The sequence below is a fragment of the Methylobacterium sp. E-045 genome (assembly GCF_022829685.1).
Lineage (GTDB): Bacteria > Pseudomonadota > Alphaproteobacteria > Rhizobiales > Beijerinckiaceae > Methylobacterium.
Genome location: NZ_JAKSYE010000076.1, coordinates 122,794 through 146,225, shown reverse-complemented (window position 1 = coordinate 146,225; position 23,432 = coordinate 122,794). Strand labels below are relative to the sequence as shown.

Genomic DNA, 23,432 nt, shown 5'->3' with positions numbered 1-23,432 from the left:
CGGGGGTCAGATCTCGTAGGACGCGGCCTGTCTCGCGCGCAGGACGTAGAGCGAACGGGGTTCGAGGCGCAGGCGCGCCTGGGGGGGAAACAGCGCCTGTCCGGCCTGGACGATGCCCGTCGGCCGGGTCGTGTCGAACACGACCATCCACGGCCCGCCGATGACCGGGGCCAGGGTGAAGTCGATCGCCTCGTCGGCGGCGTTGATGAGGATCAGCAGGCGGTCGGCGCTCGGCAGGTCGTTGCCGATCTGCATGCCGAAGGCCTGACGGTGTCCATCGGCCCAGGCCGCGTCGTCCATTTCCGCGCCGCAGGGCGAGAGCCAGTGGACGTCGCGCAGCGGTCCCTCCCCGATGACGGCGCCGGTGAGGAAGGTCAGGCGGCGCAGGGCCGGCTGCTCGCTGCGCAGGCTGGTGAGGTTGGCGACGAAGGCGGTGAGGCCGGGATCGGGATCGGTCTCCCAATCCAGCCAGTTGACGGCGTTGTCCTGCGCATAGGCATTGTTGTTGCCGTTCTGGCTGCGCGACCGCTCGTCCCCGGCCAGGAGCATCGGGACGCCCTGGGCCAGCAGCACCGTCGCCAGCAGGTTGCGCTTCTGCCGGGCCCGCACCGCCAGGATCGCCGGATCGTCCGTGGGGCCCTCGACGCCGTAATTGCGCGAGAGGTTGTGGCCGTGGCCGTCGCGATTGTCCTCGCCGTTGGCGTGGTTGTGCTTCTCCTCATAGGCGACGACATCGGCCAGGGTGTAGCCGTCATGGCTCGCCACGTAGTTGATGCTGGCCAGCGGCGACCGGCCGGAGCCGGAAAAGATCTCCCGCGAGCCGGACAGGACCTGCGTAAGTTTGGGCAGGATGCCGTGATCGCCCCGCCAGAACGCGCGGACGCTGTCGCGGAACTGGTCGTTCCACTCGGCCCAGCCGCGCGGATAGGCGCCGAGCTGGTAGCCGCCCATGCCGATGTCCCACGGTTCCGCGATCATCTTGGCGCGGGACAGGATCGGATCCTGGGCGATGGCCTGGAAGAAAGCGGCTTTGGCGGTGAAATCGTGCGGCGTGCGGCCGAGGCTGGTGGCGAGGTCGAAGCGGAACCCGGCCACGCCGTAGGCGGTCACCCAGTGCCGGAGGGAATCGAGGACGAGCTGCATCACCCTCGGATGGTCGAGATCGAGGGTGTTGCCGCACCCGGTGCAGTCGATCTCCTGCCGGCGGTTCTCCGGGTCGAGCTTGTAGTAGCTGGCATTGTCGATGCCGCGGAACGACAGGGTCGGTCCGGTATGGTCGGCCTCGCAGGTGTGGTTGTAGACGACGTCGAGAATGACCTCGATCCCGGCCGCGGCGAGTTCGCGGATCGCCGCCTTGAGGCCGCCGATCCCGGCGGCTCCGAGATAGCGCGGCTCCGGCGCGAAATAGCCCAGCGGCGAGTAGCCCCAGAAATTGACGAGGCCCTTCTCCACCAGGAACCGGTCGTCGGCGAAGGCCTGGATCGGCAGGAGCTCGATCGCCGTCACGCCGAGCTTCAGCAGGTGGTCGATGATCGCCGGATGGGCGAGCGCCGCGTAGGTGCCGCGCTCCGCTTCCGGAATGGCGGGGTGACGCTGCGTCAGCGCCTTGACGTGGGCCTCGTAGATCACCGTCTGGCCCATCGGCCGGCGGATGGGAGTGATCGCGAGTTCGGGTAGGTCGGGGGCCGTCACCACGCCGCGCGGCATGAAGGCCGCGCTGTCGCGCCGGTCGATCTGGTCCTCCCGCTGGAGGCCGCGACGGTGCCCGTACAGGGAATCGTGCCAGCGGATCCGGCCCTGGATTTCGCGCGCATAGGGGTCGAGGACCAGCTTGGCCGGGTTGAAGCGATGGCCGTTGGCGGGGTCCCAGGGACCGTGGACGCGGTAGCCGTAGAGCTGTCCGGGAAAGACGCCGCGCAGGTAGCCGTGCCAGACGTCGTCGGTGCGGCAGGGAAGCGGGATCACGCGATGTTCGTGGCGTTCACCCGGCTCGAACAGGCACAGGTCGATTCCGGTGGCATTCTGGGAAAACAGCGCGAAATTGACACCGCGACCATCGAAATGCGCCCCGAGAGGTCCGGGTACGCCCTCGTCGATGCCGATCATGGAGGCCTTTCGCAGGTACATCGGCCCAATGGAGACGGGCCGGTCGTCGCCGCGGGTCACGCAAGAACGAGACCCGCAAGCCTCGTCCCGCACCCGGCTCGATGAGCCGGCGTCGCTCGCATCACCTGACGGAGCAGGACGAGGACGCTACTCGGCGGCGGCGGCGGCGCGGGGTGGCTCGCGCTCGACGGTGCGGAAGTTCTCGAGGTCCGTCAAGAAATTCCGCGCCCACCAATCCACGTCTTCACGGGTCATGCGGTCGACCATGGGCTTCCACCGCTCGATCCGCTCCCCGCGCGGCATGTAGAGCGCCGTGCGGATCGCCTCCGCCACCTCGAACCGGTCGTAGGGATTGACCAGGAGGGCCTCGGGGAGCTGCCGGGACGCGCCCGCGAATTTCGACAGGACGAGGACGCCCGGATCGTCCGCCGTCTGGGCGACGATGTATTCCTTGGCCACCAGATTCATGCCGTCGCGCATGGGCGTCACCAGGCCGACGCGGGCGGCGCGATAGAGTCCCGCCAGGACGGGTCGCGGATAGGCCTTCGTGACGTACTGGATCGGGGTCCAGTTCGGCTCGCCGAGGGCGCCGTTGATCTCGCCGACGGTCTCGTTCACCTCGCGGCTGAGCTCCTCGTATTCCGGAACTTCGGTGCGGGATTTCGGCGTGATCTGCAGATAGACGACGTTGCCGCGCTGGTCCGGGTTCGAGGCGAAGAAGCGGTCCACCGCCTCCATGCGCTCGGGCACGCCCTTGGAATAATCGAGCCGGTCGACGCCGATGAGGAGTTTTCGGGTGCGCAGGCCCGCCATGGTCTCGCGGACGGTCTTGTTCGCCCCGGCATTCTCCGCCGCCTCCTTGAACCCGGCCACGTCGATGCCGATCGGGAAGCTGCGGATGCGGGTGCGGCGCCCGTCCACCATCAGCGAGCCGCCGCCGAGAGGGATCGCCCGCAACTCGTCGATGAGGTTGCGGGAGAGGTTATGGACGTCCGGGTCGGTCTGAAGGCCGATCAGGTCGTAATCGGCGATGCCGCGCAGGAGGTCGTTGCTGGCGGGAAGCGTGTTGAACACGTCCGCGGCCGGCCAGGGGATGTGATGGAAATAGCCGATCGGGTTGGCGATGCCCAGACCGCGCAGTTCCGAGGCCAGGGGCAGCAGGTGATAATCGTGGACCCAGATGATGTCGTCGGGCTCGATCAGCTTGGCGAGCGCCCGCGCGAAGATGCGGTTGACGCGCTGGTAGCCGGCATAATCCGAGCGGGAGAACGCCCCGAGGCCGAGACGGTAATGCATGATCGGCCAGAGGGCGCGATTGGCAAAGCCGCTGTAATACTCGCGGTGGTCCTGGGGCGAGAGATCGACTACGGCGTACTGGACGCGGCCGCGATCGATCAGTTCGGGCTCCTCGGACGGATCCTCGACGACTTTGCCGCTCCACCCGAACCACAAGCCCTCATAGGAGGTGAAGGCCTCCTTGACGGCGACCGCCAAGCCTCCTGCGGCAACGGATTTTCCGCTGTCCTCGGGGATGGCCACACGGTTCGATACGATGACAAGGCGTGCCACTCAGCGGGCTCCGGTCCTCAGCGTGCAGCGCACCCTGGGCGCGCCGGACAAGACATTCCGATGTTCAACGCGCTTAACGCGACCGTGATCCGTCCGATACGGCCACGTCTGTTCATATTCCGTCAGCCAACCTACCCGACCGCATCGTCTACGGCCAGGGCAGGGCGAGACGAATGTCCCGTTCCGTAGTGGATCACCGGGCTCCGCCCCGCCCGACGATACGCGTTTCCGTTCAAGCTCGACCACTTCGAAAAGTCTTATGGGAACGCGGCCCGGAGCGCATCGGCGGGGATGTCGCGGCCTGTGGCCGCCACCCCGTTTCACGTCGCACATTCCTTGCGGAACCGCGTCTGTTTCCATGTTGTTGAAGAGCCACATGTGACATCGCCGAAAAGCGATCGAGGAGTCTGCCCGTGAACGCAAACCAACCGACTGGCCCGGCATCCGCCGCGAATGCTCCAGGGATCGACGCGAACCCGAGCGGTGACTGGAAGGCGCTTCGCGGCGACGTCGAGGGGATCGCGGACGTCGCCGTTGAGCGCGGCCGCGGCTTCGTGGCCGCCGCCCGCGCCCACGCCACCGACTATGCCGACCGGCGCAAGGGCGACGCCGCCCAGTCCGTCAACGACCTCGCCCAGGGCCTGAGGGATTCGAGCAAGTCCTTCGACGAGCAGCCGAACATCAAGGCGTTCTTCGACAGCGCCGCCGAGGGTCTCGAACAGCTCGGAAGCTCCATCGAGAACCGCAGCTTCGCCGAGTTCTACGACGAGGCGGAGGCCTTCGCCCGCCGCGCTCCCGTCGCCGTTGCGGTCGCCACCTTCGTGACCGGCTTCGTCGTCTCGCGCTTCATCAAGTCGTCGAGCATCGCGCATGACCGCGACGCCCGCGACTCGTTCCGCAGCTAGGCCGGACGTCATGTCGAACGGCCCGCAATCCAGCATTCAAAGCCTCCTCGGCGATGCCCTGCGCGAGACGAGCGAACTTGCGCGCAAGGAGATGGCTCTCTTTCGCACCGAAATGACGAGCAACGTCCGGACGCTGTTCATCGGCCTGGCGCTGATGGTCGGCGCCGGCGTGTTCGGGGTCGTCGCCCTGTTCGTCCTGGTGGACGCCCTGGTGAAGTGGCTCGCCACGGTGGTGCATTCGGAAGCCCTGTCCGCCCTCATCGTCGGCGGCGTGCTTCTGGTGGTGGCCATCGTCTTCGCCCTGATCGGACGGAACGCCATGTCCCTCTCCACCCTGGCGCCGACCCGCACGACACGGCAGATGCGCCAGGATGCGCGCGCATTGTCGGAAAGGGTATCGGGATGAGTGAATCGTTGAACGACCTCGAGAAGGACATCGAGGCGAGCCGTGCCCGCCTCGACCAGACCATCGACCGCATTCAGGACCGGCTCTCCGTCCCGAGCATCGTCGACGACATGCTGGGCAATGTCCGCCGCACCCCGCTGAGCGGGGCCTATGATGGGGCCCTCGATGCGATCCGCCGCAATCCGGTCCCCGTCCTTCTCATCGCGGCCGGCATCGGCTGGCTGCTGCATCGCACGGGCAAGGATCGGCAGACGCTGACGAAGCGTCCCATCATCGATCCCAACGGTGCGCTGCCGGTGACGCCGGGCGCGGCGGCCAAGGTCTACGATCCCGACCAGCCGACCCGCCAGCCCGTGAAGGAACTGGCGGAGGAAACCCAGATTTGAGCCTGCATACGGCCGATCCAGACCTGACAGACCCGGCAGCGGCATCGCTGCCCCCTTCCCATCCGACAGGAGTCGCCTCCATGAGTCATAGCAGCATTCCGGGTGAGCCCAAGAGCTCGCTTCCCGACGACATCGCCCTCGCCGCCGGCCTCCCCCATGGTGACGAGACCAGCCGTTCGCTCCACGACATCTCCGAGCGGGCCCGCACCGAGACGCGGGCGACGGCGGGACATATCCGCGATCAGGCCGGCGACCTCGCCGACGACGCCCAGGCCAAGGCCGAGGGCTATGCCGACCGCGCCAAGGCCGCCGCGCTCGACGCGCGGGACACCGTGAAGGACAAGGCGGAGTCGCTGATCGACCGCGCGTCCGAGACCTACGACGACGCCCGCGACTGGGCGTCGGACACCCATCGGTCCACCCGCCGCAGCATCGGCGAGTTCGCCGAGCGCGGCGGCCAGCGCCTCGACCGCGGCAAGACCAATGTCGAGCAGTTCGTCACGCAGAACCCGCTTCTCGTGGGCGTGGTCGGCCTCGCGGCCGGGCTGCTCCTCGGCGCCCTCCTGCCGAGGACGCGCCGCGAGGACGAGACGGTGGGTCCTTGGGCCGACGAGGTGAAGGACCAGGGCATCCGCTACGCCCGCGACTTCGCCGACCGCGGCCGCGAGTTCGTGGAGAGTGCCCTCGACCCCGAGAATCTCAATGCCGCGACGCAAGGCGGCGCCGAGCCGTTCCGGAAGCCCGACGTGGCCCCGGTGCGGACGCACTGACGCCGATTACCCGACGCGTTCAATGATGACACAGGGGCGGCGCTCGACAGCGCCGCCCCTTCGTGTTCCGACTGGAGCGACGATCCGACGAGCGAGACCTTGCGACCCGTGGCAGCCCCTCAGCCCCGCCTGCTCTGGTGCGGCGACACCGCGATCACCGTCGAGTTCGGTGAGAGGATCGACCCCGACGCCACCGCCCTGGTCCTCGCCCTCGATCGTGCCGTGCGGGAAGCTGGCATTCCGGGGCTCATCGAGAGCGTCCCCACCTACCGGTCGCTCACCGTTCACCTCGATCCCTGCGCGGTCGAGCCCGGCGAGATCGAATCGGCTCTCCTCGCCCTCGTCGGTCCGGTCCCCGCCAAGACGGCGCCGCGCCGGCTCTGGCGCATTCCCGTGGTGTATGGCGGGGCCTTCGGCATCGATCTCGCGGATGTCGCCGCCCATCACGGGACGACCCCCGACGACATCGTGTCCCGGCACGCGGCCCCCGAGTATCGCGTGGCCATGAACGGGTTCCTCCCCGGCTACGCCTATCTCTCCGGGCTCGACCCGAGCCTCGCCTTGTCGCGCCGGGACAGTCCGAGGCCGGTGACGCCGGCCGGGACCATCTCCATCGGCGGCGTCCAGGCGCTGGTGGCGAGCATCGCCGCCCCCAGCGGATGGCACCTCCTGGGGCGCACCCCCGTGCGCTCGTTCCTGCCGGGGCGCGATCCGGTCTTCCTGTTCGAGCCCGGCGACGCGATCCGCTTCCTCCCCATCGAACCGGAGCGATGGGACGAACTCGACCGGGCGGCGCAGGCCGGGGAGCGCATCGTCGACGGCGAGATCGCCTCGTGACCGGCCGCCTCGCCCTCACGCGATGCCACAGCGCGCTCAGCCTGCAGGATGGCGGACGACGGGGCTACCAGCGCTACGGCCTCTCCGGCTCGGGCGCCATGGACCCCCTCGCCATGGCGACCGCCAACGTGCTGGTGGGCAATGCCGTGGAGGCGCCGGTCCTCGAATTCGGCCTCGGCGGCGGCCGCCTGGTCGTGGAGGCGGGACGGGGACGGTTCGCCTGCGCCGGCGCGCCCTGCACGCTCCGTCTCGACGGCGCGCCGATCGCGGGCCATCGCACCGTCACCCTGGCGGAGGGCGCCGAACTGGTGATCGACCCGCCGCGGGAGGGGACGTTCGTCTACCTCGCCGTGGCCGGCGGGTTCGAGGCGCGCCCCCTGCTCGGCAGCATCTCCCTCCATCTCCGCGCCGGCATCGGGGGGATCGACGGCCGGACCTTCCAGGCCGGCGACACTCTGGCCTTCCCGGCGACGGAGCACGCCGCACCGGACGACCGGACGGTCGATGCCGTGCCCCTCGACCGCGACGCGCCGATCCGCATTATGCTCGGTCCGCAGGCGGACAGCTTCACCAAAGCCGGGATCGACACGCTGCTGGGCTCGACCTTCACCGTGTCGCACCGCGCCGACCGGATGGGATACCAGCTCGACGGCCCCGCCATCGCCCATGGCGCAGGCGGCTACAACATCGTCTCCGACGCCACCGTGGCCGGCTCGATCCAGGTGCCGGGCAACGGCCGTCCCATCGTGCTGATGGCGGACCGGCAGACCACGGGGGGCTATCCGAAGATCGCCACGGTGATCTCGGCCGATCTGCGCCGCCTCGCCCAGCGCCGCCCCGGCGATCCGATCCGGTTCGAGGCCGTGACCCTGGCGGCGGCGCGAGAGGCCGCTCTCGAACGGCGGCGCGCCGTGGCCGACCTGCCGGGCCGCCTGCGTCCCCTCGCCGGGATCGATGTCGAGCGGCTTTTCGGCGCCAACCTCGCCGGGCAGGCCGTCGACGCCCTGCGCGAATCCCCCTGATCCGTCTCGACGCCGCGTGAGGGAGCCGCTATCCGGGCAGGATGAAGCTCGCCGATTGCGACATCCTCATCCTCCCCGGCTATGCAGGCTCGGAAGACGGTCATTGGCAGGCCGGCTGGGCCGCCCGCATGGCCAATGCCCGCATCGTCGAGCAGGACGACTGGCACCATCCGGAAGCCGCCTCCTGGCGCGCACGCATCGTCGAGGCGGTGGAGGCGGCAACGCGCCCCGTGATGCTCATCGCCCACAGCCTCGGCGTGGTCGCCTCCGTGCAGGCGGCACCGGCCTTTCCCGAGGGCAAGGTGCGGGGCGCCCTCCTCGTGGCGTTCCCGGACGTGGAGCGCACGCCGAACCTGCCGTCCAGCGTCACGGATTTCGCGCCGGTGCCGCGCGATCCCCTGCCCTTCCCCTCGTTGCTGGTGGCGAGCCGCAACGACCCCTATTGCGCCTACGACCGGGCCGAGGACTTCGCCTATGCCTGGGGCTCCGCCCTGGTCGATGCCGGCGAATCCGGCCACATCAACGTGGCGAGCGGGCATGGTCCCTGGCCGGAAGGTCTGATGCGCCTGGCGGGCTTCCTGAAGGGGCTCTGATTCACTCCTTGTCGGCCCCGCCCATCGGCTTCAACAGCTCCCCGGCCACGTCCGAGAGGCGCGGCGGCTCCTCCCTGACGAAGGGGAGCGGGCGACAGACCGCCAGGGCGGCGAGGCCGAACCGGGCGGTCATCAGGCCGTTGAGGACGCCCTCGCCGAGCTTCGCCGAGACCCGCGCGGCGATGCCGAGGCCGAGCACCTGCTGGATCATGCTCTCGCCCACCGCCATCCCGCCGGTGACCGTCAGATGCGCGAAGGCAGAGCGGGCCAGACGTAGGAACCCGAGGAAGCCCGGCCGCCCGCCATAGATCGTCGCGATCTGGCGCAGGAGGCGCATGGCGGCGAAGACCACGAAGGCCACGTCGACGATGGCGCGCGGGCTGAGCGCCGTCACCGCCGAGACCTGCTTGGCGGCCGAGGCGATGGCGTTGCGGGCCTGCCGGTCGAGGGGTTCGAGCAGTTCGTGCTCGGCGAGCCCGATCCGGTCGTCCACGTCGAGGATCGTCTCGCCCAAGGCAGCCAGGCGCTGGCGCCCGGCCGCGAGCCCGGTCCGGGTGGCGTAGAGGGTGGAGAGTTCGGCGACCACCGCCTGCGCACCGGTATGATCCCGCGTGGCGATGGCCTCGACGGCTTTCGCCCGCAGCGTCTCGATCCGGCGCTCGCGCCAGATTCCGGCGAGTTCACGCATCACCAGAGCGAGGAAGGCGATCCCTGCGATCGCGAGCAGGGCCAGGGCGACCCCGCCGAGCCAGGGGGCGGCCGAGAACAGATCGGCGATCATCCGCTCCAGGGACAGGCCAATTCCTAGGGAAACGAGGCCACTCAGCGCCAGCATCAGCACCGACAGCCACGGCGCCCGCGATTTCGGCGCCACCGGCACGGCGGTACCGTCCGCCGCCTCGACGATCTCGAACGGCTCTTCGACGATCCTCACCGCGTTCGGCGGGGCCGGCAGCGGACCGACGCCCTCCGGGCCCTCGGCCGGTTCGGCGGCGGGGATGCGGAAGGCGCGGGGACGGTTCGGAGAGGTCATGGGCGGACCTTTGGTGATGACACAACGGATCGATCGGTGGATCTCCCCTCTCCCCGCCTGCGGGGAGAGGGGGACTCGCTCAGCCCGACGCTCACGTCAGCTTGTCGCCGATGAGGAACTGCATCGCCCGGTCGAGGCGGATCTGCGGCAGGTGGCCGGGGCGGCCATGGGCGTCGGGCCGGATCAGCGGAGGACGAAAGCGCGGAAAGCGGAGGGAGCCGGGGGGCACCGCGCCCTCCAGCACGGATTCGGGCCGGGACGGCAGCTCGCCTGGGAACACCGCCGCCTCGCTCAGGCCGTCGAAGACCTCGTCGCCCACATGCTCGCCCGCCTCGGGGGTCCCCGAGACCGCGCGCAGGGTCATGCCGCCGTCATGGACCGTGGTTTCCCGCGTGGCCCGTACCGAAGCCAGGGCCACCGTGCCGACGCGGGCGCCGGCCGCCTCGGTCCGGCGCATGGCGCGGGAGACGAGGAGACGCAGCAAGGCCTCCAGCCGGTCGTGGCTGGTCTGGTGCAGGTGGTCCGCCTTGGTGGCCGCGAACATGATGCGGTCCGCCCTCGGCGCGAACAGGCGCGACAGGATGGTGTTGCGGCCGATCCGGAAACTGAGCAGCACCGTGTCGAGGGCCTCTTCCAGCTCGGCGAGGGCGGCCGGACCGGCATCGACGGCGGCGAGCACGTCCACGAGGACGATCTGGCGATCCACCCGCTGGAAATGGTTGCGGAAGAACGGCTCCACCACCTTGGCCTTGTAGGCCTCGAAGCGCCGCTCCATCAGCCCGGCGAGGCTGGCCGACGAGATCGTCTCCGGCAGGGCGTCGAGGGGGGCGAAGGTCAGGGCCGGCGATCCGGCAAGGTCGCCGGGCATCAGGAACCGGCCCGGCGGCGTGGTCGCCACCGATTCCGGCCCGGCGCGCAGGGCGGTGAGATAGGCGGTGAAGGCGATGCTCGCGCGCTCGGCCACGACCTCGTCGAGGGGGCCGGACGGGTCGAGGTCCTTCAGCACCGCCAGCCAGGGCGCGGCGATGGCGGCGCGTCCCGTGCGGCGGGTGCCCGCGATGGTGGCGGCGGACCAGTCCGCGTAGCTCTGGTCGATCAGGGCGAGGTCGAGGAGCCATTCGCCGGGATAATCCACCACGTCGAGCATCAGCGTGCCCGGACCCGAGCGCCAGCCGCCCTTGCGCTCGTATTCGATGGCGAGGCGGAACTGGCTGATCCGGTCGGTGGAGCGCGGCCACAGGCGCTGCTCCGTCAGGGCCGCGAAATGATCCTCGTAGGGAAAGCGCGGCACGTCGTCGTCCGGCTGCGGCACGAGGCGGGCCCGGCGCAGCCGTCCCTCATGCGCCGGGGCGAAGGCCGGCAGGGCGTGGGTCTCCACGAGATGGTGGATCAGCGCCGTTGTGAACACCGTCTTGCCCGACCGCGCGAGACCGGTGACGCCGAGCCTCAGGGTCGGCTGGATCAGGAGATCGCTCGATGCCTCGGCGAAGGCCTGGATCGCGGAGCCCGCGCGCGAGGCGAAGCTGATCATGAAGCGAAGGTCTCGTGTGGCCGGAGGGGGAGGACGGGCGATGGATGCAGGGGTGAGGTGGCGCGCGTCTCAGACGAACGCAAGAACCGGACGCGTCATCGGTCCATCGCGACGGGATCGACGCGGGCGGCGACGAGCCGGGCAATGGCCGCCTCGACCAGATCCGGCCCCGCCCGCAACGCGCCGAGTTCCACCGCCGACATGGCGAGCATCACCGGGGCGAGACGGGGCGAGGGCCGGCCCTCCGCATCGAACAGCGCCAGATCGTCCTCGATCCTGAGGCCGACACTGGCGGCAATGCGGGTGGCGTAGTTGCGGATCCGGACCTCGTCGTTGCCGCAGAGCGGCGCCGGTGCCGCGAGATCCTGGAGCCGCAGGCCCGGCATCCCGGCCGCGAGGGCGGGCAGAGCCGCGGATTCCGCAGCGAACCGGTCCGCCAGCCGGGAGGACGGCGATGCCGCCGGGGTATCGGACGGGCTCGCGATGATCGCCGTGATCGCGGGCCGGCCGATGGTCTCGGCCGCCCCCGCGACGCGGATGGGTCTGGGTTTGGGCCGGCCCGCCATCCTCGCCAGCGGGGACCAGGGCTGGACCCGCAGGGGTCCGCCCCGCGCGACCATGCGCGGCTTTCGCGCGCCTCCCCGCGCATGGCGGGCGAGGTAGCGGGCCCGCAGGGTCTTGCCGAGACCGAGGGGCGCGAGACCGCTGGCGACCTTTCCGCCCGCCCCCCCGGCGCCCGAAACGGAGCATTCCGCCGGCGCCCAACGGCGCACGATGGACAGGGCGTTGCGGCGGCCGAACTCCCGGTAGTAGCGCCGCAGCAGGAGGGCCGCCGCGTCGGCGCCGTCGCCGGCGGTGGCGAACCCGGTATGCCCCTCCGCATCGCTGCCGATCTCGCCCCGCCAGCGGGCGCTCTTGATGCACCAGTAATTGTTGAGCTTGACGCAGCGCGCGACGAAAGCCGGCGGCACCGGCGCGTAGCGGGCCACCAGGGCCAGCGAAACGGGACGCAGGGCCGTCCCGGCTTCCGCCCGCCACGTCGATACGGCCCGGTCTTCGGGAACGAACCGGGGAGCGTCCGGCGAGACGGCGGCCATCGTCAAAGCCGTTTCCACACGGGCGACGCCCGTCCTCACGGCGTCGAGGCCGATATCCGCGCGCGGCAGCAGGGATGTCAGGACGAGGAGCGTGGTGACGAACACGGGATCAGCGGTGGCGGGCCATGGCGGTGAGCAACGGCCCAGCCGACGATCCGTTCAATCGCCCCGCACCGCGTCAGGCGGCCTCGTCGCGGTCGAGGCCCTTTGGCGTCACGAACCGTTCGAGCCGGCCCTTGCCGGGACGAAACTCCGTCCAGGCCTCGCCCTCGATGTCGATCACGGCGAGCGCCGCGGTCGGGAACTCCACGGAGAGCCGCGCCCTCGCCTCCCGCGGACCGTCACCCACGAGGTCGAGGGCGAGGTCCTGGAGGCCGGGATTGTGCCCGATCATGAGCAGGGTCCGGACATCGGCGGGCGTCGCGCGGATGACCTTGAGCAGGGCGCTGTCCGGCGCCTCGTAGATCGCGTCGACGATCTCGGCCTCGGGGTCGCCGAGGGCGGCGGACATGCCCTCCCAGGTCGACCGCGTCCTGAGGGAGGGCGAGACCACGACCTTCCGGGGCACGAGGTCATGCTCCGCGAGATAGGCCCCCATCTGCGGCGCGGCCTTGAAGCCCCGTGGATTCAGAGGACGGTCGATATCGCGCACCCCCGGCGAACGGTCGGACTTGGCGTGGCGCAGGAGCATCAGGCGGCGCATGGGCGATGGACCTTACTGGAAGCCGACGACGGGATGCGGGGTGTAGAGCGCTTCGAGGGCGGAGATCTCGTCGGCATCCAGGGCCAGGTCGAGGGCCGCCACGGCATCGGTGAGATGGGTGGGTTTCGACGCCCCGATGATCGGCGCGGTAACGATCGGCTTCTGGACGACCCAGGCCAGGGCTACCTGCGCCCGCGACACGCCCCGCGCCTGGGCGATCTCCGCCACCTTGGCGACGATAGCCCGGTCCGCCGCCTCGGCGGAGGCATAGAGGCGCTTGCCGACCTCGTCGGAATCCTGGCGGGCGCTGCCCTCGTCCCAGTCGCGGGTCAGGCGCCCGCGCGCCAGGGGGCTCCAGGGCAGGACGCCGATGCCCTGGTCGGCGCAGAGCGGCAGCATCTCGCGCTCCTCCTCGCGGTGGAGGAGGTTGTAATGGTCCTGCATCGTCGCGAACCGCGTCCAACCATGCAGATCGGCGGTGAACAGGGCCTTGGCGAATTGCCAGGCGTACATGGAGGACGCGCCGATCGTGCGGGCCTTTCCGGCCTTCACCACGTCGTGGAGGGCCTCCATCGTCACCTCGATGGGTGTGCCGTAATCCCAGCGGTGGATCTGGAACAGATCCACATGGTCGGTGCCGAGGCGCTTCAGGCTGGCATCGATGGAGGCGAAGATCGCCTTGCGCGAGAGACCGCCGGCATTGGGCTGGTCCTTCAGGGGGTAGTAGCACTTTGTGGCCAGCACGATGGAATCGCGGTCGGCGAAATCCTTGAGGGCGCGCCCGAGGATCTCCTCGCTGGTGCCGTCGGAATAGTAGTTCGCCGTATCGAAGAAGTTGATGCCGAGCTCGATCGCCTGCCGGATGAGCGGGCGGCTCTCCTCCTCGCGCAGGGTCCAGGGATGGGGGCCGCGCTCGGGAATGCCGTAGGTCATGCAGCCGAGGCAGAGCGGCGACACGTCGAGGCCGGTCCGGCCGAGCTTTTTCAGTTTCATGGGTGCGCTCCGCTTGCAGGATGGGGACGCGACATCAGGAGTTGATGTGGCCGGCGAGGGCGATTTCGCCAGGGGCCGTCCTATCCACCCCTGCCCTCGCGACGCATCATGAAGGCCAGTTTCTCGAACAGGCCGACATCCTGCTCGTTCTTCAGGAGCGCGCCGTGAAGCGGCGGGATCAGCTTGCGGCCGTCGCGTTCGCGCAGGGTCTCCGGCGAGACGTCCTCCGAGACGAGGAGCTTGAGCCAATCCAGCAATTCCGACGTGGACGGCTTCTTCTTCAGGCCCGGCATCTCCCGCGTCTCGAGGAAGACCCGCAGGGCCTCCTCCACGAGGCGGTGCTTGATGCCGGGGTAATGCACCTCGACGATGGCCTTCAGCGTCTCGGCATCGGGGAACTTGATGTAGTGGAAGAAGCAGCGGCGCAGGAACGCGTCCGGCAGTTCCTTCTCGTTGTTCGAGGTGATGACGACGATGGGGCGGCGGACCGCCTTCACCGTCTCCCCGGTCTCGTAGACGTGGAACTCCATCCGGTCGAGTTCGGTCAGGAGGTCGTTGGGGAACTCGATATCGGCCTTGTCGATCTCGTCGATGAGGAGGACCGGGCGCTGGGGATGGGTGAACGCCTCCCACAGCTTGCCGCGGCGGATGTAGTTGCCGATCTCCGACACGCGCGGATCGCCGAGCTGGCTGTCGCGCAGGCGCGAGACCGCGTCGTATTCGTAGAGGCCCTGCTGCGCCTTGGTGGTGGATTTGACGTTCCAGGTGAGGAGCGGCGCGCCGAGCCCCTCGGCGATCTCCTCGGCGAGCACCGTCTTGCCGGTGCCGGGCTCGCCCTTCACCAGAAGCGGCCGTTCCAGCACGATGGCCGCGTTGACGGCGGTGGTGAGGTCCGAGGTGGCGACGTAATCGGCGGTGCCGGTAAAGCGCATGAGGCGTCCGTCCGTGCGGGGGTTGCGGGGCCAACGGCCCAGTACGGCACCATCGCCGTTCCTCGCGCCGTTTCTTGTCGGTGTCTACCCGACCGGATATATGACCGGATATACGGTGGAGGCGAGCCATGGACAACACGTCGCAGAAGCGAGCGCTCAGCGCCTATCGGCTCCGACTGACGCAGCGCGGCATCGCACGCTTCGAAGTTGCGGCGAGGGAAACCGACCGACCGCTCATCCGTTCCATCGCCCGTCGGCTGACGGAGGACGGGCCGGACGCCGCCCGCATCCGCACTGCCCTCACCGACGCACTCCAGAACCCACCCGAAAAGACGGGCGGTATTCTCGCAGCCCTGCGCAGGTCTCCTCTGGTGGGGTCGGATCTGGAACTGAATCGCGACAAGGGAACGGGGCGCGGGATCGACCTGTGACCCGCTATCTTCTCGACACCAACGTCATCAGCGACATCGTCAAGCCGACGCCGTCCCCCTTGCTGACGGCTTGGCTGGCGGATCGACCGGATTCCGACCTTTTCATTGCTTCCCTCACGATGGCGGAGATCCGAAGGGGCATTCTGGAGATGCCCAGCGGCCGCAAGCGAGACGATCTGGAAACGTGGTTTTTCGGCGAGGACGGACCCGTCGCCCTGTTCGCGGGCCGAATTTTGTCCTTTGACGGCGACGCGGCACTCGTATGGGCGAGGCTGATGGCGGAGGGGCGGCGGGCCGGCCGCCCCCGCTCTGCCCTCGACATGATCATTGCGGCGATCGCGCAGGTGCACGACTGTGTCGTGGTCACCGCGAACGAGCGGGATTTCACCGGTCTGACGGTCATCAACCCCACGCGGCAGGCACCGGAGGATCGACCGGCCTGAACAGGCGCCTCAAAGCGACTTCCCGTCGCTCCACACGCAGTTCGAGGCGAGGATCGCGAGGTTCACGTCGGATTTCTGCGGTTGCGGCAGAACCTTGCCGTCCATGGCGAGGTCGATCTTCATCTCGACCTGGCCCTTGGCCTCGTTGGTCCGGCGCGAGAAATAGCAATATTGCTGGAACGGCACTTCCTCGTTGGCGCGGAAGTTCCAGCCGGTGACGATCTGGCCGTCCATGTAGGGCACCTGCTTGAACACCGTGAAGGTGGTGTTCACCGTGGCCTTCGAGGCGGGCGCGGCGTCCTTGCCGAGCTGGGCCTGGGTCGGCGCCGGGGAGGACCGGACGGGCCCTCCCTCCAGCTTCAGGACGTTGTCGGTGAGGGTCACCTCGCCCTTCGTCTTCAGGGTCACGTCGGCCAGCGCCGCCTGCATGGCGGCGGCGATCTTCTCGGCCGCCGAATCGAACTGGTTCATGTAGGCCCAGCCGTAGGAGGCGGCGCCGACGCCGATGCCGGCCAGCGCCGCGAAGGCGCCCGCCCCGATCGCCCGGAACAGGAAGGCGCGCGCGGCGGTGATCCGCGTCTCCGCCCGGAGGCGGCCGTTGACGCTCTGGGCGAGAACCACGTTCTCCGGCGTCCCCGATGCATGGATGCTCATGCGCCCGCTCCCGCGCTGGCCACCGGCGGCACGTTGGCACTGGGCGCGGTCCGGCGATCCAGCGGGATCACCTCGCCCGTGGGCGTCACGTCACGCACGGGCTTGGGCGGTGCCATCCCCATTTCCCGGCGCAGGGACTCGGTGATCGAGTCGAGCATGTAGGGCGTCGCTTCGAGGTTCACGGCCGCGCCGAGATCGTCCTCGTCCATGAAGGTCTTGCGCACCGAGACGGCGCAGAGTGCCAGGATCGTCGAGGCGAAGGCGGCGCAGAGGGCCGGCACGAACACGAAGATGCGCAGGAAGGCGTGGACCTGCGCATCGGTCACGTCGATCGGGTCGACGCCGTAGACCATGGCGGTGAAGGAGTGGAGCTGCGAGCGGTTCACCGAGTTCCGGTAGGCCTGTTCGGCATCGGCCACCTTGCGCTCGGCCGCGCCGCGATCGAGCTCGGCCCGCGCCCTGCGCGCCTCTTCGAGGGACTTCGTCACCACGGCCCGGTCGGCGCCGGCCTTGCCGACGCTGGCGTTCAGGGTGGCGGTACGCGGATCGGTGACGCATTTCAGGTTGGAATAGCGCTGGCCCTTGCTGTTGGTGCCGGAGACGCGTTCGCAGCGCTGGGCGGGCAAGGCGGAGAGCTGGCTCGCATTCTCGGCGGCGCGCTTCTCGATCTGGTCGAGTTCGGTCGTGTACTGGGCCACGCGGGCATCGGCGGCGGCGATGCGGTTGTCGATGGTCGAGCGGTCGGCCTGCGCGTCCTTGAGGGCGGTCTTGGCCTTGGCCGCGTCCATCAGGCGCGGGTGGAACATCATCTCGCCGAGCTGCGACACCGACTTCGTGGTCACGCCGGCGGCGAAGATGATGCCGACGATGGCCAATACCCGGATGAAGTAGGAGCGCTGCGTGCGGGCCAGGATGCCCAGCGGCACGCGGCAGAGTTCCACCGCCGCATAGACCAGCGGCGCCAGCAGCATGAAATAGAAGGCCTTGTCGTCCCCGTCGCTGTAGACCCCGGCGAACAGCCAGGCGCCCCAGAGGGACGCGCCGATGACCATGAACTCGACGAGATACGCGATCCCGACATAGCCCCACTTGATCCGGTAGCCCTTCTCGAGATGGCGCTCGTGGGTCCAGCGCTCGGACTCGCGGATCCAGTCACGTCGTTCGCGCTGAACATCCCGGCTGGGAGGCGACTTTCGCATGAGGCACTCGTGTCTTCAAAAAACGCGGCGAACGACGCAACACATCGTGAGGCGAGCCGGGCTTAACCGATCGTTAAGATCCGCCCTATGCGGCCATTGTGCCGTTTTTGCGCCATTCCGTATCGCAGCGCAAAAGCCGCGCGCGCCAGCGCGCCCCTCATGCATGGCTCGGCGGCGCGCGGGATGATTTCCGCATGAGCGGGCAAAAAGCAGGTTGCCCAGGCGCCATAGGGGCTTGCATGGTCTCAACGCTGTCGGCGGTCCGATCGATTCCCGCAGCCGGAGTTCCCTGTGCAGAACTTCGGCCGCCCCATCTCGGCCAGCCCTCGCGCGCACCACTTTCGGGAGATTGCCCAGCTCGATGACGGACGTTCACGCCGGATCCTACAAGGAAGCGATCATCTTTCTCGTCACCGCGGGCGTGGTGGTGCCGCTGTTCCATCGGCTGCGGATCAGTCCGGTGCTGGGCTTCATCGGCGCGGGCGCGCTTCTCGGTCCCTTCGGCCTCGGACGGCTCGCCGACACGGTGCCATGGCTCTCGATCTTCACCATCGGCAACCGGTCCGAGATCGCGCATCTGGCCGAGTTCGGCGTGATCTTCCTGATGTTCATGATCGGCGTCGAGCTGTCCTGGGAACGGCTGCGCATCCTGCGTCGCCTCGTCTTCGGCCTCGGCTCGGCACAGGTGCTCGCCTCCTCCCTGGTCATCGGCATCATCCTGTTCGCCCTCGACGTGCCGCTGGCCGCCTCCGTCATCGTCGGTCTCGCCCTCGCCCTGTCCTCCACCGCCGTGGTCCTGCCGGTCCTGGCCGAGCAGAAGCGCCTGAACACGCCGGCGGGCCGCGCGAGCTTCGCCGTGCTGCTGTTCCAGGACCTCGCCGTCGCGCCGATGCTGTTCGCCATCGCGGTGCTCGGCCGCAGCGACGGGGCGGATGTGGGAGGCGCGCTCGCCATCGCCCTGGGCCAGGCGGCCATCGCCCTCGTCCTCATCGTGGTCGCCGGCCGCCTCGCCCTGCGCCCCCTGTTCCAGCTCGTCGCCCGGACCCGCTCGCCGGAACTGTTCATGGCGGCCTGCCTCCTCGTCATCGTGGCGACCGCCCTGACGGCGGCGGTGAGCGGCCTCTCGATGACGCTCGGTGCCTTCGTCGCCGGCCTGCTCCTGGCCGAGACCGAGTATCGCCGGGCGATCGAGGCGACGATCGATCCGTTCAAGGGCCTGCTGCTCGGGGTCTTCTTCGTGTCCGTGGGCATGAACCTCGACCCGGCCCAGCTGATGGCGGCGCCCAAGACCATCCTCGGCCTGTCCATCGGGCTGATCCTGATCAAGGGCGCGGTCATCCTCGTGGCGGCCCGGTTCCTGCGCATCCCGCGCGGCGTCGCCCTGGAAGCCGCGCTCCTCCTCGGCCCCGGCGGCGAATTCGCCTTCGTCCTCATCGGCGGCGCCATTGCCGGCGGCCTCGTGCCGGACGGCCTCGGCCAGGCGGCGCTGATCGTCACCACGGTGACGATGATCGCGATTCCGGGTCTCGCGAGCCTGGCCCGGCGCCTGGGCAAGCGGATGTCCCGCTCCCATCTCGGCCGCGCCCGCGCCGAGCCGGTGCCGGACAAGCAGCAGAACCGAGTCATCATCGCCGGCTACGGCCGGGTCGGACGCCAGGTCGGCGAGATGCTGACCCGCCACAAGATCCCGTATCTCGCCCTCGATGCCGACGCGGCCCGCGTGTCCGAGCACCGCCGCCTCGGCAACCCGGTCTATTTCGGCGATTCCTCCAACCCGGAGCTGCTGCGGCGCTGCGACATCGCCAATGCCCGCGCCCTCGTCGTCACCCTCGACAATCCCCGCGCCGTGGAGGCCGTGGTGGAAGCGGCGCGCGCCGAACGGCGCGACATCACCATCGTCGCCCGCGCCAGGGATGCCCGCCACGCCACGGCGCTCTACGAGATGGGCGTCGACGACGCCGTGCCGGAGACGATCGAGGCGTCCCTGCAGCTCTCCGAAGCCGTGCTGGTCGATGTGGGCGTCCCCATGGGCCTCGTCATCGCCTCGATCCACGAGCGGCGCGACGAGTACCGGTCCATGCTCAAGCGCAAGGAGACCGAGGTGAGGCCGGCCTTCCGGGCGCGCCGCACCGTGGGCAAGAACGTGGAGGCGGGGAAGGTGACGGAGGCGCGGGAAGCACCGGCAAAAGAAGAACCTACCGCCAAGAGTGCCTGATCGATCCCGGATTGCGTCCTGTTTCGTACAGAACGGCACGGCGACTCTGTCGGAGACGTGGATAACTCGCCAAAGTCTCTGAATTGAGCCGCATCGACCAACGAAAGCTATTGCGAAGGTCGGCGCCCGGGGTAGCTTCAGGCTATTGTCGACTTTGGAGACATGGCGATGGCCGGCGCTGATCTGCCGCTCACGAATCGGTTTGACGAGACATGCCGTGGATAGGGGTCAGAACAGGCGGCCTTGGCCGCGTTCGGGCATGGTCGGGGTCGGCTTGTCCGGCGGCGATGCGGGCGCGGGATCGGCGGTCTTGGCGCGGGCGGGCGCACGGGCCTTCGGCTCTGATCCCGGCGAGAAGCTGCAGCGATAGATGATCTCGTCGGGAGGGCCGACGCCGGTATTGAGGGGCACGGCCACGGTGTCGCCGGAATAGCGCCAGTTCCGCGTGCCCTTGTCCCAATAGAGCCAGACCGTCGTCGGATGGCCCTTGATGGCGAAGACCGCCGCCTTCTTCGAGATCGCCTGGACGGTGCGCGGCTCGTACATGCCCTTCTGGCGATAGGCCTCTTGGAACGAGGCGGCCTGGCGTTCGATGAAGGTGTTCCGCACGATCTGAATCGTCGCGCCCGGCTTCGCGAGAAACCGCTTGAAATCACTCAAGGAGCGCAAGACGAGCGCCATAACGTCCACCCTTAACTCTGCCAAATACCCCGGCCCTGACTTGACGTTCACTCTGCCTCTCAGCTGTTTGATTCCAATGACAGTGTTGAAGGTGCAACGAACACAGTTTGCGGTGATATCAACAGAATTCCCGACTTATACCCAGCTTCGTCGGTGCCGAACGACGAGAACGCCCCGCATGTCCCGCTGAAATCAGGCGATTTCCGTTATCCGGCTCAGTTCATCGGCCCGTGAACGGTGGCGGCCGGTCGGGCGCGAACCGATGCGTCTGCGCCCTTGACCCGAACGCCGGGATCGCGCGTTCTCCGCCCATGCTGCTGCATTTCTTCACGGCCCTGCGCGATGCCAAGGTTCCCGTCACGTTGCGGGAGCATCTCATGCTGCTCGAAGCCCTGGACCGGGATCTGGCGGACAAGCGCGTCGAGGAGTTCTATCTCCTCGCCCGCACCGCCTTGGTGAAGGACGAGCGCCATCTCGACCGCTTCGACCGGGTGTTCGGCACCGTGTTCAAGGGGATCGAGACCCTCGGCGAGGCGGCGGAGCCCACGGCGATCCCCGAGGAATGGCTGCGCAAGCTGGCGGAGAAATATCTCACCGACGCCGAGAAGGCGGAGTTGAAGGCGCTCGGATGGGACAAGCTGTTCGAGACGCTGAAACAGCGGCTCGCCGAGCAGAAGGAACGCCACCAGGGCGGCAACAAGTGGATCGGCACCGGCGGCACCTCCCCGTTCGGCGCCTATGGCTACAACCCCGAAGGCATCCGCATCGGCCAGGACGGCAACCGGAATTTTCGCGCGGTGAAGGTCTGGGACAAGCGCGAGTTCAGGGATCTCGACGACGGCGTCGAACTCGGCACCCGCAACATGCGGGTGGCCCTGCGCCGCCTGCGCCGCTTCGCCCGCATGGGCGCCGCCGACGAGCTCGATCTCGACGGGACCATCCGCGAGACGGCGGCCAAGGGCTATCTCGACGTGAAGCTGCGTCCGGAGCGCCGCAATGCCGTAAAAGTCTTGCTCTTCCTCGATGTCGGCGGGTCGATGGACTGGCACGTGGCGCTCGCCGAGGAGCTGTTCTCGGCGGCCCGCGCCGAGTTCAAGTACGTGGAGCATTTCTACTTCCACAACTGCCCCTACGAGCGCGTCTGGAAGGAGAACCGCCGGCGCCACGACGAGGCGATCCCGCTTCTCGACGTGCTGCGCATCTATCCGTCCGACTATCGCGTCGTCTTCGTCGGCGACGCCTCCATGAGCCCCTACGAGATCGCCATGCAGGGCGGCTCGGTGAAGCATTGGAACGAGGAGCCGGGCCAGGTCTGGCTGGAACGAGTGCTCGAGCGGTTCCCGAAATCGGTCTGGCTCAATCCGGTCCCCGCCGAGCACTGGGCCTACACCCAGTCCATCGGCATGATCCGCAGGATCGTGTCGGACAGGATGTTCCCTCTGAACATCGAGGGGATCGACGGGGCCATGCGGGCGCTGGTGCGATGACGGGCGACGGGCTGCCGGCCGGCGGGTTCAACCCCCTCGTGCCGGAACTCGACGTTCGCGACCTGCCCGCCTCCCTCGCCTTCTGGTGCGGGACGCTCGGATTTTCGGTGGCCTATGCCCGGCCGGAGAACGGCTTTGCCTATCTCGAGCGGGGCGGGGCGCAGGTGATGCTCAACGTCGTCAACGGCAACTGGCGGACGGGCGACCTCGAGCCGCCGCTCGGGCGCGGGATCAACCTCCAGATCACGATCGATGCCGTCGATCCGATCCTGGCGGCCCTCGACGCCGCCTCCTGGCCGCTGTTCCGGCCCGCCCACGAGGCCTGGTGCCGGGTCGGCGAGGAGGAAGAAGGCCTCCGGCAGTTCCTCGTGCAGGATCCCAACGGGTATCTGCTGCGCTTTGCCGAGAGTCTCGGACGACGCCGGCTCAGCCCTGACGGGCGGGCGTGACGACCGTCAGGCCGTCGAGTTCCGGCTTGATCCGGATCTGGCAGCACAGGCGGGATGTCGCGCGCACGTCGGAGGCGAAATCGAGCATGTCCTGCTCCATCGGCTCGGCCGGTCCCACGGCATCGACCCACGCCGCGTCCACATAGACATGGCAGGTGGCGCAGGCGCAGGCGCCGCCGCATTCGGCATCGATCCCCGGCACGTTGTTGCGGATCGCCGCTTCCATGACGGTCGATCCTACGTCGGCTTCCACGGTCCTGGCCGTTCCAGCATGGTCGACGTAGGTGATCTTGGGCATCGAAGACTCCAGGCTCGTACAACACGTCTGCGGCCGGTTGTGCGGCGCGACTGCCTTGAAGGCGCGGCCCGGCGAATGCAAGCGGCACCGGCCTCGTCGCCCTACATTCCTGCGCTTACGTCGCAGACGCCGACCCGTTCCCTCGAAGCGTGGCGAGATCAGCCAAGTGCGTCGATTTCCGCCAGGGTGGCCGCCACGGCCTCGCCGAGGCGGGCGACCGTCTCCGCCGGAACCTCCCTCCCCTGGCGCAGGCCATCCTCGATGGCGGCACTGAGGTCGGCGACCCGCGCGGCGCCGATGCCGAGGGCGGAGCCCTTCAACGTGTGGGCGAGGTCGGCGCGATGCGATCCATCGAGGCCCGGATCGATGATCCCGGGCAGCAGCCGGCGGCATTGGCCGGCGAACAGCCCGAGCAGTTCGCGGGCGAGGTCGCCGTCGCCGAATGTCTGCTCGGCGAGGTGAGCGTGATCGATCAGACTGGTCACCTGTCGCCTCGCCTTAACCGAACCGGACGTTTGCGCGCCCCTCCGCCGGTCTATCCACAGGAGCGACCGAGATCGTTCGCTTCCGTTTAAGCCTTGCGGCATCATGCAGAATGCTGACGGGATGAAACCGGCCACAGGCTTGGTAACCATTCCGTTAAGGTTTTTTGGACGGTTCGACCCACTCGGGTATCCGGGTCTCGCGCCGAG

The 23,432-nt window shown here is 68.8% G+C and carries 25 protein-coding genes; 12 read left to right on the top strand and 13 right to left on the bottom strand.

Annotated elements, in window-relative coordinates; genetic code table 11:
* Window positions 1-6: 6 nt before the first annotated feature.
* Window positions 7-2,106, bottom strand: a complete 2,100-nt coding sequence (glgX, locus tag MKK51_RS12615) for a glycogen debranching protein GlgX (RefSeq protein ID WP_243977591.1) — start codon at window positions 2,104-2,106, stop codon at window positions 7-9.
* A gap of 147 nt (window positions 2,107-2,253) precedes the next feature.
* Entirely contained in the window at window positions 2,254-3,675 is a 1,422-nt protein-coding gene (locus tag MKK51_RS12610) for a trehalose-6-phosphate synthase (protein WP_243977510.1), read from the bottom strand.
* Window positions 3,676-4,088: 413 nt separating this feature from the next.
* On the opposite strand from MKK51_RS12610, the gene MKK51_RS12605 reads away from it, so the two are divergent.
* From MKK51_RS12605 to MKK51_RS12575, 7 genes are all read left to right on the top strand, one after another.
* On the top strand, window positions 4,089-4,580 hold the full coding sequence (locus tag MKK51_RS12605; protein WP_409565671.1) for a hypothetical protein: 492 nt from the start codon (window positions 4,089-4,091) through the stop codon (window positions 4,578-4,580).
* A 10-nt stretch (window positions 4,581-4,590) separates the two neighbouring features.
* The gene (locus MKK51_RS12600) at window positions 4,591-4,986 is read left to right on the top strand and encodes a phage holin family protein (protein ID WP_243977508.1); all 396 of its coding nucleotides are present in this window, start codon (window positions 4,591-4,593) and stop codon (window positions 4,984-4,986) included.
* A complete protein-coding gene (locus tag MKK51_RS12595; protein WP_243977506.1) occupies window positions 4,983-5,372 on the top strand; it encodes a DUF3618 domain-containing protein in 390 nt (129 codons plus the stop codon). Before MKK51_RS12600 ends, MKK51_RS12595 begins: the two co-directional genes overlap by 4 nt.
* Before the next feature lie 80 nt (window positions 5,373-5,452).
* Window positions 5,453-6,142 carry a hypothetical protein gene (locus tag MKK51_RS12590; protein WP_243977504.1) on the top strand — a complete coding sequence of 230 codons (690 nt, stop codon included), beginning with the start codon at window positions 5,453-5,455 and terminating at the stop codon, window positions 6,140-6,142.
* 108 nt (window positions 6,143-6,250) lie between these two features.
* A complete protein-coding gene (pxpB, locus tag MKK51_RS12585) occupies window positions 6,251-6,979 on the top strand; it encodes a 5-oxoprolinase subunit PxpB (RefSeq protein WP_243977502.1) in 729 nt (242 codons plus the stop codon).
* Window positions 6,976-8,001: a biotin-dependent carboxyltransferase family protein gene (locus MKK51_RS12580; protein WP_243977499.1), complete on the top strand. Its 1,026-nt coding sequence runs from the start codon at window positions 6,976-6,978 to the stop codon at window positions 7,999-8,001. The genes pxpB and MKK51_RS12580 overlap by 4 nt, the downstream gene beginning before the upstream one ends.
* Before the next feature lie 41 nt (window positions 8,002-8,042).
* Window positions 8,043-8,594: an RBBP9/YdeN family alpha/beta hydrolase gene (locus MKK51_RS12575; protein ID WP_243977497.1), complete on the top strand. Its 552-nt coding sequence runs from the start codon at window positions 8,043-8,045 to the stop codon at window positions 8,592-8,594.
* Window position 8,595: 1 nt separating this feature from the next.
* Here the strand turns inward: MKK51_RS12575 and MKK51_RS12570 are convergent, their stop codons facing one another.
* From MKK51_RS12570 to MKK51_RS12545, 6 genes are all read right to left on the bottom strand, one after another.
* Window positions 8,596-9,627, bottom strand: a complete 1,032-nt coding sequence (locus tag MKK51_RS12570; protein ID WP_243977495.1) for a YcjF family protein — start codon at window positions 9,625-9,627, stop codon at window positions 8,596-8,598.
* Window positions 9,628-9,718: 91 nt separating this feature from the next.
* Window positions 9,719-11,158, bottom strand: a complete 1,440-nt coding sequence (locus MKK51_RS12565; RefSeq protein ID WP_243977494.1) for a YcjX family protein — start codon at window positions 11,156-11,158, stop codon at window positions 9,719-9,721.
* A gap of 95 nt (window positions 11,159-11,253) precedes the next feature.
* On the bottom strand, window positions 11,254-12,360 hold the full coding sequence (locus MKK51_RS12560) for a hypothetical protein (RefSeq protein WP_243977493.1): 1,107 nt from the start codon (window positions 12,358-12,360) through the stop codon (window positions 11,254-11,256).
* Between the two features lie 73 nt (window positions 12,361-12,433).
* Window positions 12,434-12,958 (bottom strand): SixA phosphatase family protein, encoded by a 525-nt coding sequence (locus MKK51_RS12555; RefSeq protein ID WP_243977492.1) that lies wholly within the window; start codon window positions 12,956-12,958, stop codon window positions 12,434-12,436.
* A 12-nt stretch (window positions 12,959-12,970) separates the two neighbouring features.
* On the bottom strand, window positions 12,971-13,951 hold the full coding sequence (locus tag MKK51_RS12550) for an aldo/keto reductase (protein WP_243977491.1): 981 nt from the start codon (window positions 13,949-13,951) through the stop codon (window positions 12,971-12,973).
* An 80-nt stretch (window positions 13,952-14,031) separates the two neighbouring features.
* Window positions 14,032-14,883, bottom strand: coding sequence for an AAA family ATPase (locus tag MKK51_RS12545; RefSeq protein ID WP_243977490.1), 852 nt, complete (start codon window positions 14,881-14,883; stop codon window positions 14,032-14,034).
* Between the two features lie 128 nt (window positions 14,884-15,011).
* Here MKK51_RS12545 and MKK51_RS12540 point away from each other — a divergent pair, with 128 nt between their 5' ends.
* Window positions 15,012-15,314, top strand: coding sequence for a hypothetical protein (locus MKK51_RS12540; RefSeq protein WP_243977489.1), 303 nt, complete (start codon window positions 15,012-15,014; stop codon window positions 15,312-15,314).
* The gene (locus tag MKK51_RS12535) at window positions 15,311-15,757 is read left to right on the top strand and encodes a type II toxin-antitoxin system VapC family toxin (protein WP_243977488.1); all 447 of its coding nucleotides are present in this window, start codon (window positions 15,311-15,313) and stop codon (window positions 15,755-15,757) included. Before MKK51_RS12540 ends, MKK51_RS12535 begins: the two co-directional genes overlap by 4 nt.
* Window positions 15,758-15,766: 9 nt before the next feature.
* Here the strand turns inward: MKK51_RS12535 and MKK51_RS12530 are convergent, their stop codons facing one another.
* Window positions 15,767-16,411 (bottom strand): hypothetical protein, encoded by a 645-nt coding sequence (locus MKK51_RS12530; protein ID WP_243977487.1) that lies wholly within the window; start codon window positions 16,409-16,411, stop codon window positions 15,767-15,769.
* On the bottom strand, window positions 16,408-17,610 hold the full coding sequence (locus MKK51_RS12525; RefSeq protein WP_243977485.1) for an ATPase: 1,203 nt from the start codon (window positions 17,608-17,610) through the stop codon (window positions 16,408-16,410). Before MKK51_RS12525 ends, MKK51_RS12530 begins: the two co-directional genes overlap by 4 nt.
* Before the next feature lie 361 nt (window positions 17,611-17,971).
* Between MKK51_RS12525 and MKK51_RS12520 the strand changes: the two genes are divergently transcribed.
* Entirely contained in the window at window positions 17,972-19,825 is a 1,854-nt protein-coding gene (locus tag MKK51_RS12520) for a cation:proton antiporter (RefSeq protein WP_243977483.1), read from the top strand.
* Window positions 19,826-20,053: 228 nt separating this feature from the next.
* Here MKK51_RS12520 and MKK51_RS12515 read toward each other — a convergent pair whose 3' ends face one another.
* A complete protein-coding gene (locus tag MKK51_RS12515) occupies window positions 20,054-20,506 on the bottom strand; it encodes a hypothetical protein (protein WP_243977481.1) in 453 nt (150 codons plus the stop codon).
* Window positions 20,507-20,817: 311 nt separating this feature from the next.
* Between MKK51_RS12515 and MKK51_RS12510 the strand changes: the two genes are divergently transcribed.
* Window positions 20,818-21,993, top strand: coding sequence for a vWA domain-containing protein (locus MKK51_RS12510; protein ID WP_243977479.1), 1,176 nt, complete (start codon window positions 20,818-20,820; stop codon window positions 21,991-21,993).
* Window positions 21,990-22,442 carry a bleomycin resistance protein gene (locus tag MKK51_RS12505; RefSeq protein ID WP_243977477.1) on the top strand — a complete coding sequence of 151 codons (453 nt, stop codon included), beginning with the start codon at window positions 21,990-21,992 and terminating at the stop codon, window positions 22,440-22,442. The genes MKK51_RS12510 and MKK51_RS12505 overlap by 4 nt, the downstream gene beginning before the upstream one ends.
* Here the strand turns inward: MKK51_RS12505 and MKK51_RS12500 are convergent.
* Both MKK51_RS12500 and MKK51_RS12495 read right to left on the bottom strand, forming a co-directional pair.
* Complete coding sequence (locus tag MKK51_RS12500) at window positions 22,420-22,740, bottom strand: 2Fe-2S iron-sulfur cluster-binding protein (RefSeq protein WP_243977475.1); 321 nt, start codon at window positions 22,738-22,740, stop codon at window positions 22,420-22,422. The genes MKK51_RS12505 and MKK51_RS12500 overlap by 23 nt on opposite strands.
* Window positions 22,741-22,898: 158 nt before the next feature.
* Window positions 22,899-23,225, bottom strand: a complete 327-nt coding sequence (locus tag MKK51_RS12495) for an Hpt domain-containing protein (RefSeq protein WP_243977473.1) — start codon at window positions 23,223-23,225, stop codon at window positions 22,899-22,901.
* Between the last annotated feature and the right edge of the window lie 207 nt (window positions 23,226-23,432).